This window comes from Oceanicoccus sp. KOV_DT_Chl, from assembly GCF_900120175.1.
GTDB lineage: Bacteria > Pseudomonadota > Gammaproteobacteria > Pseudomonadales > Dasaniaceae > Oceanicoccus.
Genome location: NZ_FQLF01000005.1, coordinates 47,740 through 63,040, shown reverse-complemented (window position 1 = coordinate 63,040; position 15,301 = coordinate 47,740). Strand labels below are relative to the sequence as shown.

The window sequence follows — 15,301 nt, the reverse complement described above, 5'->3', positions numbered from 1 at the left end:
GTGGATAAAGAAACATGTTTAAGGCATGGATTTAACAAAGCCATTCCAGTTTTTCTGCCATTCGACCACCCATTCCGGAGTGGATTCGCCTTCGCCAGCATCTTCCAGTTTTGGGTGGGCACTGACTACTTTTGCCAGTATGCTTTCTTGCTGCTCAGTGACATCAACAAAGAAAACGTGCTTGCCATCCTTTAGTGCGCCTTGGAAGCGTTTGAACTGGTAGTGGGGTTCCTGGATACCAAATAGACCGCCTTCCCACGTGCAAAAACCGAGTACCACAATGGATAAAAAGATGAATGGAATCCAACCTGCAGCTGATTCAGTCCAGCCGGCAACATAAGCGATAGCCAATATTAATGCGGCGGCGATAACTCCAAAAATTGCCCCCATTTCCATTGAATGCACGACATCTTTTTTGAGCACGGCTTCCACTTCGTGTAAGTGATGATGCTGAACATCTGCATCATTGGTGCTGAGTACGTGTATCTGTGGTGTGGCAACACCATTGCTTTCAAGCTCATGCTCAACCGCTTCCAATTCATCAAGATTATCACTGATATAGAAATGTCTCTTCATGGTCTACCCCTTACTTGTTGTTAACTTGGGTTGGGCATATTTATTTGGCCCTACAGTTGATGCCGTATTTTGGTTGCTGATGCTATATTGCTGCCATTAACAAGCGCGTTAAAAGGCAGCGCTCTCGGGGTTAAGTATAGCTTGAGGTGGCTTAGAATTAACCCCTGTTTAAAGCAGATAAAAGCATAAAAAAATCAGTTGATAGACGCTAAAGTGCTTTATAAATGAGGCCAAATCGGTTCTTGATATGTTGTTATTGGTTTATCTTTGTTACAGATAAAAGAGTGGTTTTACTCTTCCAGACTAAGATTGCTTAAGCAGTGGTGAAGCTGCTGTAATGTTACGGGTTTGTGCAATACCTGCGTCATGCCAGCTTCAAGGCAGCGCTTGGTACTTTTATCGGTTACATGTGCCGTTAGGGCGATAATAATGGGTTTTTTCGGTTCGTCCAGCGCAAGAATTTCTTTGCTGGCGGTAAAACCATCCATTATTGGCATTTCGCAGTCCATGAAGATAATCGGATAGCGGTGCTCTTTATAAAGATCAACGGCGATTTTGCCATTTTCAGCAACGGTTGCGTTCAAGCCAAGATGTTTTAGTAGTCCGATCGCAACCAATTGATTGGTAACGTTATCTTCGGCTATTAAAATCGGGGCCTGGCTGATTATATCGGGAATCGTTGTTAAATTAGTATCCGGGATAACGAGCTTATCCTCTTGAAATAACTGGCCAATAGACGTCATGACTTTTTGAATGGGGGCAGGGATTGGGAGCGTTATTAATTTAGCCTGCCATTCGTTTAGCAGCGGGTTGGGGGTTAGATCGTTGAGGTGCAGAATGATCAGCGGCAATTGCCGTATATTGATGCCTGCTAGCAGCTGCCAGAAATCAGTCTGGTGAAAAACTATTAGACCTTGGTAGTCGCCCTCATTGATTAGCTGATTGAGCGACGCCGTGGAATTACCTGTAGTTGCAGTGATTTCTGCGCCGTGGTGTTTGAGGTTAACGGCAAGGTTGTTGAAATAGTTTTCAGTGTCAGATATCAACAATAATTTTTTACCTTTCAGAATTTTTAATGCGTCAATTCGCTGTTGTTCTGCGGTTTGGTCAACTGAAAATGGTATGTGCAGGGTGAAAGTACTGCCTTTGTTGATTTGGCTGGTGGCACTTATATCACCTCCCATTGTGTGGACAATAGCGCTGGTAATGGATAAACCTAATCCTGTGCCGCCAAATTTTCTTGTAGTGGATGCGTCCTCTTGGCTGAACTCTGAAAATATTCTTTGGATGTTATTTTCCTCAATCCCAATGCCGCTATCAATAACTTCTATAGTTAGTAGAATTTTGTCGGGGATTCCAGTTGTGGTATTACTGCTGATGTTTAAGTTTATCTGGCCCTTTTCGGTAAACTTCATTGCGTTACTTAATAAGTTAAAGATAACCTGTCGCAAGCGATATTCATCGCCGATGAGTATTAAAGGGGTGTGAGGATTAATATAGGTGGATAATGGTAATCCTTTTTCTATCATTACCGCCAGAAAAGTCGATGTGCATTCAGAAACAACTCTATCCAGATTAAAACTTTTTTCTTCAAGTATCAGTTTTCCTTCAGTGATTTTGGTTAGGTCGAGAATGTCATTGATTAATGTGAGTAAAACATTGCCTGAGCTAATAATGATGTCAGAGTATTGCTTTTGTATAGACGTTTGCTCAGTTTGATTGAGTAATTGTGCCATCCCGATAACGCCATTCAGTGGCGTGCGTAATTCATGACTCATAGTGGCGATAAAGTTGGTTTTCGCCTTGGCCTCAATCAGTGCAGCTTGTTTTTCGATTTGAGTTTTACGTACTTCTAATAGCAGGGAAACATAGAGCGCTATTGCGAGTAAAACTTCGCCATTTCGGGTTTGAATCCAGGGGTTGGTATTTACTGATCCTGTAATTAGGTCGTAACCTAATAAACTAGTTTGATAGCCAACGTAAATAAGTAATGAAAAGGTAAAATAACGAGCCCGGAGGTCACCTCTATAACTACGTAATGCTGAATGTACTAGCACGGCTAATAAATATGGCGTGCTAAGCAAGGTGTTAATGATCACTAGCTTTAATGCGGTGCTTTTGAAATCTAATATTGCCAATAAAATAATAATTGTATTTACTGCCAGATAAAAAAGTGAGAAACGGTATAGTAAGTTATAGCTAAATCGTTTTAGGTCGAGAAAAAATAAGTAAAATAAAATACCGCCAACCGTTGACAGGTTGACTGTTGCTAACATCCAGTTGGTATTTATATCGGGAATGTCGGGCCATAGAAATTGGAAAGCGTAGCCGTTCCGGCAATAGTTGTAAAATGCATTGCCTAACACCATGAAGTACAGAAACAGGTAGGATGGATCTCGATTGGTAATGTACAGCAGGAAAATCAATAAGCTAATAATACAGATGGCACCAAAATACATGCCATCACTAATTATGCTTATGTTGTCATGCTGCCAATAAGCTGTCTGGCTTTGTAACAAGATCGGTTTGGTGTAAAGGCCATCATCAAACCCCCAAATTATCGTTAACGTTTCTCCGGCCTGAATAGTTAGCGGCATTAAATAGAATCGATGGTAAATGGGGCGCTCAGAAAATGGTTTAAATACGCCAAGCTGCCAATGTTCCAGTACTGTTTTATCTTTAAGAACTATGAAGTCGCCTTTCTGTAAGCTTGCTTCACTAGCAATAATAAATAGCTCAATGGCTTTGTTACTTGGGTTGTGAATCCGGTTTTTAAACCATTGATGTCGAAAATTCAAAATATTATTTAGCGAACGATTTTTTTCACTCCCCCAATTGTTAATGCCATTAATTTCGGCAGTAATCATCGCCTCACTATCACTAAATTCCGGGCTATATGGCAGTAGCTGAGCTGTTTTGTTGAGTGATATTCTGGATTCCGCATCGATGGCTATCGCCTGGTTTGTATCTGCATGGGCGAACTGCTGGAAGATTATTGTAATAATCCAGGCGGCGCAAATGGCGACCCAAAGGTTGGATAATCTTTTCAAGATGAAGGCGTTAACTGGCATCCAATTTCTCATCTGAGTTGCTGGTTATTTTGCTATTTAAGCGTGTGGTGGTTAAATTGATTGCCAACTCCTGATTGTTGGGTTCTTATTTCTGCCGTCACAATCCACAATACAACGTTATTTGTTTATCTTGAGTTCACTATTATGTTAAGACTATTCGCATTATTTCATTTTATGCTATTAATGGTAAGTTGTAATACAGATCCCGCAGAACAGCAAATATTACAGAATATTGAGCTTATGGAGTCCGCAGTAGAAAGCAAGGATGCAAGTGATGTGCTTGATCATTTGGCCGAGGGATTTGTGGCCAATGAAGCCATGGATAAAAAACAGGTAGAGGCGCTAATGCGGGGGTATTTTTTTCGATACCCGGCTATTGAATTAGTGAGTTCCAATATCAACGTTGAGCTGAACCCGAATGACCCCAATCGTGCAGTAATGGCTGCGAACTTAATCGTGGCTGGCGGAAACACTGGTTTGTTACCCGATCGGGCGAGTGGCTATAAACTTGAAGGAGAGTGGCAAATTGAGCGGGGTGAGTGGCGATTGATCAGGCTTACATGGGATAGGTAGAACGCACTTTAATTGATTACTCGAGTTTTCACGCGGGTTTAATTAATAGGGTTAGGGGTTGCCATCAACTTTTCAATAGAGGTTCAGTTGTTGTTATTGGCCACAGGCTTTGTCGGTGGTTTTATCAATGCTATCGCTGGTGGTGGTGGCCTGATTGGTTTGCCTGTGATGTTGTGGCTGGGAATTCCGCCGTTAAATGCGTTGGCTACTAATAAGTTTCAAGCTGTGTTTGGCACACTTTCCTCTAGCGCCAATTTTTTTCGCCAAGGATTTATCGAGGTAAAGTTGTTATTGCCGGTTATGCTGTGTGCGATGCTGGCCAGTGTGGCGGGTACCTTGCTATTGTTACAGCTCAGTAATGCGTTGTTAATGCAGATCATTCCTTTCTTGTTAATTGCCTTGGCTTTATTTACCTGGTTCTCTCCGCGCTTGAATGATGAGGATCATCCGCCGTTATTAAACTACCGCCATTTTGTATGGGTGGCGGGTGGTATTATTGGTTTTTATGGCGGTTTTTTTGGTCCTGGCATTGGTGCTATTGCCCTATTAACGTTTTCGATGCTGCATGGTTATAACTTACGCAGTGCAGGCGCTAATGCCAAGTTAGTGATAGTCACGGCTAACAGTACTTCGGTGATTATTTTTTTAATGGCTGATGAGGTGTTGTTACGTATTGGTTTGATGATGGCGGTTGCGCAAATGATCGGCGCTTATTTTGGTTCTAATTTGGCAATTAAAAAGGGGGCGGCAGTCATAAAGCCCTTGTTGGTGTTTACTACAATGGCGATTGCAGTGAAATTATTATTGGATTGGTAGTTTCCATTGTAGGTAGATTTACCAGTAACAATGTTGTTTAGCGATAACTTCACCATTAAATGAAATGCCTTCAGCAAGGAGCCGCTGCTTTTGGTGTTGATAGGCATCGCTCAATTGAGGGAAGGATATTTTTCGTTGCGCGTTGACTACCCTGTGCCAGGGCAGCTTGCTGTCGTCGGGTAGCTGTCGTAATACGTTACCGACTAATCTGGCGGCTTTAGGCAATCCGGCTTGAGCAGCGACTTGACCGTAGCTTGCAACATAGCCAGCAGGTATTTGGCTTACCACTTGCCAGATTCGTTGTTGATTATTCATTGATTTCGGAAGGGACGTTCTAGCAAAACGCATCAGCTACCACCCAGTGATAGCTGATGCCTGAGGATTAGATTCGCAAGCCGCCGTCCATCTCAATGACACGGCCCGTGAAGTAATCATTTTCAAAAATATAAGCACACGTATGGCCAATTTCTTCAGGCGTACCTAGACGCTTTAAGGGAATACCTGCGGTCATTTTTTCTAATGCTTCCGGCTTCATGCTGGCAACCATATCCGTACCGATGAACCCCGGTGCAATAGCTGCCGAGCGAATACCGTAGCGCGCTAATTCTTTGGCCCAGGTAACGGCCATTGCGGCAACGCCGGCTTTGGCTGCGGAATAATTAGATTGCCCCATATTGCCCGCTTTGGAGATACTGGAAATATTGATAATGACGCCTTCAGTTCCCAGCTTGATCATCCGTTCAGCGGCTTCCCGGCCGCAGAGGAACACACCAGTCAAATTGACATCGATGACCGCCTGCCATTCAGCAAGACTCATCTTTTTAACGATTTCACCGTCTTTGGCTTTTATCAACATGCCGTCGCGTAAAATCCCTGCGTTGTTAATAACACCGTGGAGGTTGCCATAGTCAGCAACAATTTGGTCAAAGGTTGCAATGACGTCATCTTCTTTGGCGACGTTGGCAATGTAGCCTTTGCCTTCGCCACCAGCGGCTTTACATAATGCCGCGGTCTCTTCGAGTTTTTCCTGATTTAGATCTATCAGTGCCAGTTTGGCACCTTTGGCTGCGAGTACAACTGCCATTGAGCGGCCTAAGCCTTGGCCGCCGCCAGTGATTGCGATTACTTTACCGTTTAAATCCATGGGGTGAATTACCTCTGAAAAATGCTGTCATTGTCAGTTTTTTAAAGGCGCGCATTATTACAGCAATAGGCGTTTTTGCCAAACCCGGCCTTGACGGTAATAAATTGCTTGTTGAAATTTCACCATTAGCCCTCATAGTAGAGATACATACTTAAAGGTTGTGGGCATGCGCTATTTTTTCCTATTGTTTATCACTGTTCCCATTTTGGAAATGTGGGTTCTGATTGAAGTCGGTTCCCGAATTGGCGCACTGAATACCATAGCGTTGGTGTTCTTGACTGCTATTGCCGGTTTGGCGTTGTTGCGGCAGCAGGGCCTGGATACTTTACTTCGTGTTAATCAGAAAATGCAGCAAGGTCAGCTCCCCGCTGAAGAAATCCTCTCTGGTTTGATGTTGGCTATTGGTGGTGCGCTGTTGCTCACCCCTGGGTTCGTGACGGATTTACTGGGTTTTGCTTGTTTGTTGCCGCCTACCCGCAAGTTAATGGTGGTGGCATTAGTCAAACGTGGCATATTGATGGCTACCCAGCAAGGTGCCGGTTTTCAGCGCCCCGCCGGCAGCGGGACTACCTCAGACCAGCCATTTACTGCCAGAAAGCATTTTAGCGACTCCTCCTCACGGCTTTCAGGCGATGTGCTGGATGGCGAGTATCGTCGAGATGATTAAGTAACCTGTTGTTTTTATTGTACAAATTATTGTTTTTAGCACTCTTTTGTATTGAGTGCTAAAAAAACTCTGTTGCACCCTTGATATACCTTTTTCCTACCCCCATATACCGTTGCATCCCGGGTTGTTCCGGATATTTTAACAATTCATAACCATTAACTTAGATTTTGGAGAACGACCAAAATGAACATTCGTCCCTTATACGATCGCGTTGTCGTACGTCGCAATGAAGAGGAAGCTACCTCGGCAGGCGGCATCGTGTTAACTAGCTCAGCTAAAGAAGTGCAGAACCGTGGTGAAATTGTTGCCGTAGGTGATGGTGCTGTACTTGAAAGCGGTGAATTACGTGCTTTGCAAGTTAAAGTAGGTGATAAGGTTATCTTCGCTCAGCACATGCACGGTGCAATCACTATTGAAGAAGACGGCGCTGACTACATCATCATGTCAGAAAGAGACATCGCTGGCGTTATTGCATAAGCGCAATAACGACCTCGGCAATTTCAATCTTACTTATTATAGTTAAAGGAAAAAGATCATGGCTAAGCAAGTAAAATTTGGTGACGAAGCTCGCCAAAAAATGCTATCCGGCGTTAACATTCTGGCTAACGCAGTTAAAACTACTCTGGGACCTAAAGGTCGTAATGTTGTACTGGATAAAGCGTTCGGTGCACCTACTGTGACTAAAGATGGCGTATCAGTAGCTAAAGAAATCGAGCTGGAAGACAAGCTTGAGAACATGGGCGCGCAGATGGTTAAAGCCGTTGCGTCAAGAGCATCTGATGATGCCGGTGATGGTACTACTACTGCTACAGTATTAGCTCAGGCAATCGTTAACGAAGGTCTGAAATCAGTGGCTGCTGGTATGAACCCAATGGATCTTAAGCGCGGTATTGATCAAGCGGTTACTGCGGCTGTTGCTGAAGTTCAGAAGATGTCTACGCCATGTGCTGACGGTAAAGCGATTGCACAGGTCGGTAGTATTTCTGCTAATAGCGATGTGCAAGTAGGTGACATCATTGCTGAAGCAATGGAAAAAGTAGGCAAAGAAGGCGTTATCACTGTTGAGGAAGGTAATGGTCTGGAAAATGAATTAGACGTCGTAGAAGGTATGCAGTTTGACCGTGGTTACCTGTCGCCTTACTTCATTACCAATTCAGAAAATATGTCGGTTGAGCAAGAGTCGCCATACATCCTTTTAGTCGACAAAAAGATTTCCAATATCCGCGAATTACTTCCTGTACTAGAGCAAGTTGCTAAAGCGGGTCGTCCTTTAGTGATCGTTGCTGAAGATGTTGAAGGCGAAGCGTTAGCCACATTAGTCGTTAACAATATGCGCGGTATTGTTAAAGTGTCAGCGTGTAAAGCACCTGGTTTTGGTGATCGTCGCAAAGCGATGTTAGAAGATATCGCTATTCTGACTGGCGGTACTGTGATTTCTGAAGAGGTTGGTTTAGAGCTAGAAAACACTACTCTTGAACACTTGGGTACTGCCAAGCGCTTCACTATGGATAAAGACAACTCTGTGATCGTTGATGGTGCGGGTAATGCTGCTGCTATTCAGGATCGTGTTGCCGCTATCCGTGTGCAGATCGAAAACACGACTTCTGACTACGACCGTGAAAAATTACAAGAGCGTGTTGCTAAATTGGCTGGCGGTGTTGCAGTCATCAAAGTTGGCGCTGCTACTGAAGTAGAAATGAAAGAGAAGAAAGCCCGTGTTGAAGATGCCTTGCATGCAACTCGTGCGGCAGTAGAAGAGGGTGTGGTACCTGGTGGTGGTGTGGCATTGGTTCGCGCGCTACAAGCCATTGAAAACTTGACCGGTGCTAATGAAGACCAGACTGTTGGTATCAACCTGGCCCGTCGCGCAATGTCTGCGCCACTGCGTCAAATCGTTGATAACGCTGGTGAAGAGTCGTCAGTGGTCTTGGATAAGGTAATGCAGGGCGAGGGTAACTTCGGTTACAACGCCGGTACTGGTGAGTATGGCGATATGATTGCTATGGGTATCCTTGACCCAGCTAAAGTAACGCGTACTGCGCTACAGGCTGCAGGCTCCATTGCCGGTCTGATGATTACTACTGAAGTAATGATTGCTGATATACCCGTAGATGCGGGTGCTGCACCAGCAATGCCTGATATGGGCGGTATGGGCGGTATGGGCGGTATGGGCGGTATGATGTAAGGCGTAAGCTTTATGTTAGCTGCCTGAGTTTTGTTACTCAGCACAATAAAAAGCCCTGACAGTAATGTCGGGGCTTTTTTTTAGGCCCAGATACGGGGTATGAGTGACTTCAATAGATCTAGCCCTTACTGAATTGTACAGTAGGTAAATATTTGGACGAAAAAAACGGTAATGGCCGGTAGGAATAGCGCAGGCAATATTAGTTTACAGTCTCGTTTAACTATTGAGCATCCACGCGAAGGGGCGGCACACTGTACCCGCACAACATATTGCTTATCTTAAAAGACTATTGGAGCTGTGCCGTCTTGAGGTGGCAGTCGCTGATATACCTGCCTAACAGATCCGGCTAGGTAGATGATACGTAATACGAAGAGTTTTCGAAGAATAATTATCGGATTTGTTCGACATACATCGGCATATCCCCGGCAAGGACTACTGTTATGTATAACACGTTAAAATGCACTTTTCGCAGCCTGATATCGCCCGTGATATTCGTTTCCATTCTGATCGGGTCGTTGCTTCCTGTGGGTAGTCACGCAGGCCTTCACTTAAGTAAAGAGCCACTTAAAAGCAAGCTACCTCCCGCCAAAGTTATCCCCGCTGATGCAGAGTATATCCCTACGGTGTTGGTCACTGGGTCAAACCGGGGTATTGGTTTAGAGCTTGTTAAACAGTTTGCTGCCAATGGCTGGAATGTTATCGCCACTGCCCGTAAGCCACAAAAGGCGATAGCGCTGAATAAACTCGCAAAAGGCAACGACAAGTTTACTGTCGTTCAACTTGATGTGACCAATGCCGATTCTATCGCTGCCATGGCCAAGATACTTCAAGGCCAGCCGATTGATGTATTGTTGAATAATGCAGGTGTCTATGGCAATAAAGAGAAACAAAACATCGATGTACTTGATGCAAGTGAATTTGAACTTGTCATCAATGTTAACGCGCTTGGACCATTGAAAGTCTCTCAGGCACTTCTACCTAATATCAGAGCCGGTCAACAAAAAAAGATTCTCGCTATGGGGAGCGGATTAGGTTCCATGGCTATTGGTGGTCGTCGAGGGGGAGTTACTGGTATAAAATGAGTAAGTCAGCACTCCATATGGGGATGCTAGTGCTGCGCTCTGAGCTTAAGGACGAAGGCATTATTGTTCAATTAATCGCGCCAGGTATTGTACAAACCGACCTGCTTAGAGCTTCCACCGACAAAGATATAGGTATCCCCGCTGACGCCAGCGCTGAAGGCCTGCTGCGGGTAGTTGATAGTATTAATATGGAAACCAGAAATAAAATGATTAACTACAATGGTGCAACCTTGCCCTGGTAAGCACACTGATCGAAAAACAATGGCCGAAAAATAATGATCCAAAAACGTAGTGTATTAATAACCGTTCTGGCCCTGGTGTCTATTTTTTTGGGCCAGGCGCTATCACGCACGATAAATAGACTGATTGTCGAATTGATGAATGATTCGATGCTGATTGGGTTTATCCTTGTGGGGATTGCGGGGGTTATTTTATTGGCAACCCGGATTAATACCCCCGGCATCAAAGGGACTTTGATTGGGTTTATTGCCGGCTTATTGATTTGGCGCGGTTTTGTTGACGGCCCTATGCGCGTATTCGCTGAGATATTTTCGATGGGGGCAATCGATTTTGGCGGTTTCCCTTTAAGCGGGCGCTATGCTTTATTGATGTCGACCTTGCCGGTGATGCTAGCCATGCTAGTGCTCTATGGTTTGTTAAGTCAGGAAACCCGCTGTAACTTTATGCGCTTTACTCTACGTTGCCTTCGTTGGTCGCCGGGCAAACCCACTCCGGATATGCCGCGCAGTGTTGCAAGAATTACAGCCGTTGAAACGGTCTTTGTGCAATGGGGTATATTTCTGCTGTTTTTGTTTTTGGGAGGAGCCCTTAGTAATCCCTTTTATATTGCCATGCTGGTTTGGTTGGTTTATCTCCTCTATAAGTTACTCAAACTCAGCCAGGTAGATTATGCCTTCCGTTATGCGATTCCAGTGTGTGTCATTCTCTTTTCACTGGTTGAGGTGGGCGCGTTCTTTGGTTTGTATCCGGAGCCCTGGCAGAACCCCGGTGAATACCCGATTACTATTGTTGTAATGTCCATAGCCTTTTTTGGCTGCTTGTTTCAGTTAGTGAAAATGCAGGAAGCTGAGACGTAAAACTAATAGAGAGATAAAAGAGAGTAAAAAGGCTACAAAGTAGCCTTTTTTTTGATATTGAATTTATCAGCCGGACTTTTTTTAGCCCCAACTGGTTTGGAATAAAATATCAGCATACTTCTTGTCGATTCTCTCGAATATACCTGGCGATCCTTCTTTCAAATTAGTTCTGTTCTTTTCAGGGAAGTTTTCAACACCTCCTTCTTCCGGGTATTGTATCGTCGCATCAATAACCGCTTTCACATTGGTTTTTTGGTCCAGTGAACCTGGGTCAAGAATCAATGCATTGTAAATATCGATGTCAGTAGCTGTATCCATGCGCCAACGAGTAGCCATGGCAGCAAGTACTTCGGATCTATGGTAAATATCAACATCGTCATCGACAACCACAATAATTTTTAGGATAGGTGCGACTTTCATTAAAAACTTAGCCATCCTCATAGCCTGACCCGGTTTGGTTTTCTTGATGCTGATCCAATACGTCCCTAAAGCCCCAGGAACAGCAGAGATGTCTGTAACGTACTTAAAGAAACGTTGCAAATCTGCCAATATGTAGCCGCTGTCAGGGGCTGTCAAAATGCCACCGGCAACGGACGTAAAGGAGTTAACTACCCATGGGTCTTTTCTATGCGTAATTGAGGTGATACGCATGCTGTAGTTCTCCTCTTTGAATTCACCGGTATAACCAAACAGCTCATGGTAAGGGCCTTCAGGACCCATCTCATCAAAAATGACTTCACCTTCGATGATGATCTCGGCATGTGCTGGTACCAAATGTGGTGTGGTTTCCCCTTTAATGACTTCTATTGCCTTGCCACCAAGACCGCCGGCGATAGCGTATTCATCGATTGGGTCATCAGTCCGTTTAATAGGAATCTGTCCCCCGGAAATTGTCCAGGTTAACGGATCTTGACCCATTGCTAACGCTATAGGAACGCTTTTTTCGCCGCGTTTTTGGGCGGCCTGGAACATTTTCCACCCGGTTTGACCGGGTTCGGAGTTAATCATCAATCGGTCTTTGCCCTTCAACTGGCAACGGTAAATGGCCAGGTTATAGCCCAGTTCCGGGTCAGAGGTGATAACTGTCGCGGTATTGATATAACGGCCAGCATCGGCCGGGTTGCCCTGGATAAATTGGAACTTGGTGATATCAATATCGTCGCCGGTTAAGACCACTTCTTTACAAGGAGCTTGTTCGCGGCTGACTACTTTAGGTGGAATTTCGGGAAATTTAAATTTGTTCTCCCGGTACAGTTTCATGCAATGCTCACGGGCTTTTTTGAAAGAGCGAATGGGGCAGTCTGGATCTGGCTCTATGCCCAAAGCAATACAATTGGTATGGCCATTGGCGGTATGGTTGGCTATTAACTTGCCGTTGATCCACTCACCGTCAATTTTTACCTTCTCAGCAGCGACACAGGGCGTGTGTGGCACGCCAAATTGATCTACCAAGCGATAAAGCAAGCCCGGAAATTCATAGCTTGAACTATCGTACTTGCCCATATTCACCACAAGATTACGGTCTTCCAAAGCGGCGTAGTAATCCCTGAGGCTTTTATAGGGGCCAAGCTTTGAATTCCCAGCCCCCGGGCGATGATTACCCGCTAGTGGAGTGCAGGCGCTTAAGGCCGAAGCACTCGCTGCCAGGACTGGCAAAGCTAAACTTTTGGAAATGAAACCTCGACGAGACTCGTCCGCGTTGGGGCAGGTTTAGAGCTTTGCTTAGTCATTTAACATCCTTAATCAAATTTATAGTTTATCCCTCTTTTACGCTAGAAATTAAAGACGAGATTAATTCGAACAAGAATATTAGTGTAAAGAGTTGTATGTTTTTTGATAAGCCATGGATACAGTGTTATTGATTATTAACTGTTTTTGAAGTCGACTATGAAAAGTTTTGCCTTTAATGTTTGTATTCAAAAAACAATGCTTACTCAGTTTGTTAGCCTTTCTCCGATCTAACTCAGCAACAAACCTGCTTGTGCATACCAATGACACATAAAAAAAACCGCCACCCTTTGGGGGAGCGGTTTTTTTATGTGGGTCTCAATATTTGAACGAGAATGTAAACTGATTTTGCTTACACTATCCCGCCGGTATTGACCGGTTATTTTTGTTAGAGCTTGCAGTAGGTCTTATACAAATTGTAATAGACCTAAACACACTACAGTTAATGCAATTGAGCAATGGATAACACCTTTTACAGAGGCCATTGGTCCGATTTTTCCGAAGATGGCATTTGCTTCCAGAATTAAAATAAGCGCCAGTACTGCCATCAGGCCGGTGGTGGGGTCCATTGAAGGTAGTGTCGCGTGATCCACAATATTGCCAGCTGCGCCGCTGCCGTGAGAGGAGCCGATCATGCCTAAAGCCATTGGTAACGAAAATAAGGTATTAGTACGTGAAGCTAATAGCGCTTTTGGACCAGCGACACTAGCATCACCTTCGACAATACCGGTAACGATTTTTTGGTTTGGCCAGATGATTAACCACACATTCAGGAACATGAAGATACCCATCAAAGCGCCCATGGTGATGTAGCCATCTATACCCCAGGTTTTACGGATAAGTAGCAGTAGCACAACGCCGGTAATAAATGTAAACATGGCGCCCCAGCGGAACCACCACAAGGCGCGTGGTGCCAGCTTTTTAGTAGCATCGGATTTAGCGCCGGCTTCAGCTTCTTTGAAGTACTCACCCTGGATAAAGTTGAAGTAGTACAGCAGGCCAATCCAGGTAATGCCAAAGATTACGTGTAGCCAGCGGAATAGAATGTCGAGACTGATAAAGTTTTCCATGAGTTCACCCTTGTGGAGTTTTACGGTTTATTGTTATTCAGTAGTTACTGATCAAATCCTGCAGCTGAAGCTGGCAAGTAGCGTGAAATGCCGTCAACTTCTTTACGTGGGATGTCAGTAAGCTACTGAAATTGTACTAATTATATAGGCTATTTGTTGGCAAATGGAAACCTAATTACTAAATCTTAGTCTTTTAGTCGGATAAAGCCTTCGGGTTGCTAAAAATTTGCTATGTTTATAGCCATATCGCGTAACGCTTGCTCTGTTTGGTAGTGTTAAGCCAATCTGACCATGCAATAATTAACATGGTTCAAGCTCATTAATAATTGTTTTAAAAAACGTGTGAAAAATATGTCTCAGAAAGATAACGACTCCATGCATCAAGGCCCCAAAATTACTCCCGCCCACGATGAAATTGCCTCCTTTGCCCGGACTAAAGCTAAAGGGTCTCTAGTCGCCAGTTTAGGTGAGGTTCCTGACGTGGAAGGAGGCGCTGCATCTGCCGGGGTGAAAACAATGTTAGCCCTTGTGGTGCTCGCTCTATTGGCTACGGCGGCATGGGCCGGCTATTTACACCAGCAATTGCAAGCGGCTGATCGCTCATTACAAGACTATGAACTCAGGATTACTGACCTTGAGCGGCAGTTGAGTGTGACTGACGAAAGCATGAGCGAGTCTAGTGTGGCGATGAAGGTTAAAATTCGGGAGTTAGACTCAGAAATTCGCAAGTTGTGGGATAATGTCTGGAAAAAAAGTAAGGAACAGTTTGCGCAACAAGGCCAATTACTTAAGCAGCAGCAGGAAAGTATTACTGCCAATCAGCTGTTTATTAAATCTACCAAAGATCAATTTTCTAAAAATGAAACTGTTGTGGCCAGCTTAAGTAAGCAGTTGAAAGCCGCTGAACAGTTACAAGTGAGGGTTGCGGCGAATCAAAAGGCCTTGAGCGATATCAATGGCACAGTGGAATCTACAGCAGATAAGGCTAATCGACTCAATAACGAGATATTGAAATTGGAACGTCGGGTGAAAGAAACCGAGGGCTGGCTGGAGTCTATCAATGGTTTCCGTCGTCAGGTCAACAGTGATATCACTGTATTGAAGCAAAGTGTGGGTCAGTTACAGGGCTCACCAGTTAATTAATGCACCATTTCACTCTCGGGCTGCTTGGCAGGCTGCGTGGCAGCCCGTTGGGTCATTTCTGAATAACAATAGATTGGAACGCGGTCATTGCGCTTGAATCGTGTATAATCTTCGCCGTTTTTTTATACCTTTACCCATACCGCTTTCTA

15 protein-coding genes are annotated in these 15,301 nt (G+C 44.4%); 9 read left to right on the top strand and 6 right to left on the bottom strand.

What is annotated here, in order from left to right; translation table 11 throughout:
* Positions 1-18 precede the first annotated feature (18 nt).
* Both UNITIG_RS17615 and UNITIG_RS17610 read right to left on the bottom strand, forming a co-directional pair.
* Positions 19-576, bottom strand: a complete 558-nt coding sequence (locus tag UNITIG_RS17615; protein WP_101759686.1) for an NAD/FAD-utilizing enzyme — start codon at positions 574-576, stop codon at positions 19-21.
* Between the two features lie 290 nt (positions 577-866).
* Positions 867-3,659, bottom strand: a complete 2,793-nt coding sequence (locus tag UNITIG_RS17610; RefSeq protein ID WP_101759685.1) for a hybrid sensor histidine kinase/response regulator — start codon at positions 3,657-3,659, stop codon at positions 867-869.
* A 132-nt stretch (positions 3,660-3,791) separates the two neighbouring features.
* Between UNITIG_RS17610 and UNITIG_RS17605 the strand changes: the two genes are divergently transcribed.
* Positions 3,792-4,220 (top strand): hypothetical protein, encoded by a 429-nt coding sequence (locus tag UNITIG_RS17605; RefSeq protein WP_145999215.1) that lies wholly within the window; start codon positions 3,792-3,794, stop codon positions 4,218-4,220.
* Positions 4,221-4,310: 90 nt separating this feature from the next.
* The gene (locus UNITIG_RS17600; protein ID WP_101760319.1) at positions 4,311-5,036 is read left to right on the top strand and encodes a TSUP family transporter; all 726 of its coding nucleotides are present in this window, start codon (positions 4,311-4,313) and stop codon (positions 5,034-5,036) included.
* 18 nt (positions 5,037-5,054) lie between these two features.
* Here the strand turns inward: UNITIG_RS17600 and UNITIG_RS17595 are convergent, their stop codons facing one another.
* Entirely contained in the window at positions 5,055-5,384 is a 330-nt protein-coding gene (locus tag UNITIG_RS17595; protein WP_235015476.1) for an MGMT family protein, read from the bottom strand.
* Positions 5,385-5,418: 34 nt separating this feature from the next.
* A complete protein-coding gene (locus tag UNITIG_RS17590) occupies positions 5,419-6,180 on the bottom strand; it encodes an SDR family oxidoreductase (RefSeq protein WP_101759682.1) in 762 nt (253 codons plus the stop codon).
* Between the two features lie 166 nt (positions 6,181-6,346).
* Here UNITIG_RS17590 and UNITIG_RS17585 point away from each other — a divergent pair, with 166 nt between their 5' ends.
* The 6 genes from UNITIG_RS17585 to UNITIG_RS17560 all read left to right on the top strand — a co-directional run bounded on the left by UNITIG_RS17585 (position 6,347) and on the right by UNITIG_RS17560 (position 11,211).
* Positions 6,347-6,847, top strand: coding sequence for an FxsA family protein (locus UNITIG_RS17585; RefSeq protein WP_101759681.1), 501 nt, complete (start codon positions 6,347-6,349; stop codon positions 6,845-6,847).
* A 183-nt stretch (positions 6,848-7,030) separates the two neighbouring features.
* A complete protein-coding gene (locus UNITIG_RS17580; protein WP_101759680.1) occupies positions 7,031-7,324 on the top strand; it encodes a co-chaperone GroES in 294 nt (97 codons plus the stop codon).
* Positions 7,325-7,379: 55 nt separating this feature from the next.
* Positions 7,380-9,032 carry a chaperonin GroEL gene (groL, locus tag UNITIG_RS17575; protein ID WP_101759679.1) on the top strand — a complete coding sequence of 551 codons (1,653 nt, stop codon included), beginning with the start codon at positions 7,380-7,382 and terminating at the stop codon, positions 9,030-9,032.
* A gap of 440 nt (positions 9,033-9,472) precedes the next feature.
* Positions 9,473-10,114: an SDR family NAD(P)-dependent oxidoreductase gene (locus UNITIG_RS17570; protein WP_101759678.1), complete on the top strand. Its 642-nt coding sequence runs from the start codon at positions 9,473-9,475 to the stop codon at positions 10,112-10,114.
* On the top strand, positions 10,111-10,356 hold the full coding sequence (locus tag UNITIG_RS25190) for an SDR family NAD(P)-dependent oxidoreductase (protein ID WP_101759677.1): 246 nt from the start codon (positions 10,111-10,113) through the stop codon (positions 10,354-10,356). The genes UNITIG_RS17570 and UNITIG_RS25190 overlap by 4 nt, the downstream gene beginning before the upstream one ends.
* Before the next feature lie 33 nt (positions 10,357-10,389).
* Entirely contained in the window at positions 10,390-11,211 is an 822-nt protein-coding gene (locus UNITIG_RS17560) for a hypothetical protein (protein ID WP_101759676.1), read from the top strand.
* Positions 11,212-11,292: 81 nt separating this feature from the next.
* On the opposite strand, the gene UNITIG_RS17555 is transcribed toward UNITIG_RS17560, so the two are convergent.
* Both UNITIG_RS17555 and UNITIG_RS17550 read right to left on the bottom strand, forming a co-directional pair.
* The gene (locus UNITIG_RS17555; RefSeq protein ID WP_101759675.1) at positions 11,293-12,867 is read right to left on the bottom strand and encodes a UbiD family decarboxylase; all 1,575 of its coding nucleotides are present in this window, start codon (positions 12,865-12,867) and stop codon (positions 11,293-11,295) included.
* Between the two features lie 479 nt (positions 12,868-13,346).
* Positions 13,347-14,009 carry a urate hydroxylase PuuD gene (locus UNITIG_RS17550; RefSeq protein ID WP_101759674.1) on the bottom strand — a complete coding sequence of 221 codons (663 nt, stop codon included), beginning with the start codon at positions 14,007-14,009 and terminating at the stop codon, positions 13,347-13,349.
* A 351-nt stretch (positions 14,010-14,360) separates the two neighbouring features.
* Here UNITIG_RS17550 and UNITIG_RS17545 point away from each other — a divergent pair, with 351 nt between their 5' ends.
* Complete coding sequence (locus UNITIG_RS17545) at positions 14,361-15,152, top strand: hypothetical protein (protein WP_145999214.1); 792 nt, start codon at positions 14,361-14,363, stop codon at positions 15,150-15,152.
* Positions 15,153-15,301: the final 149 nt, after the last annotated feature.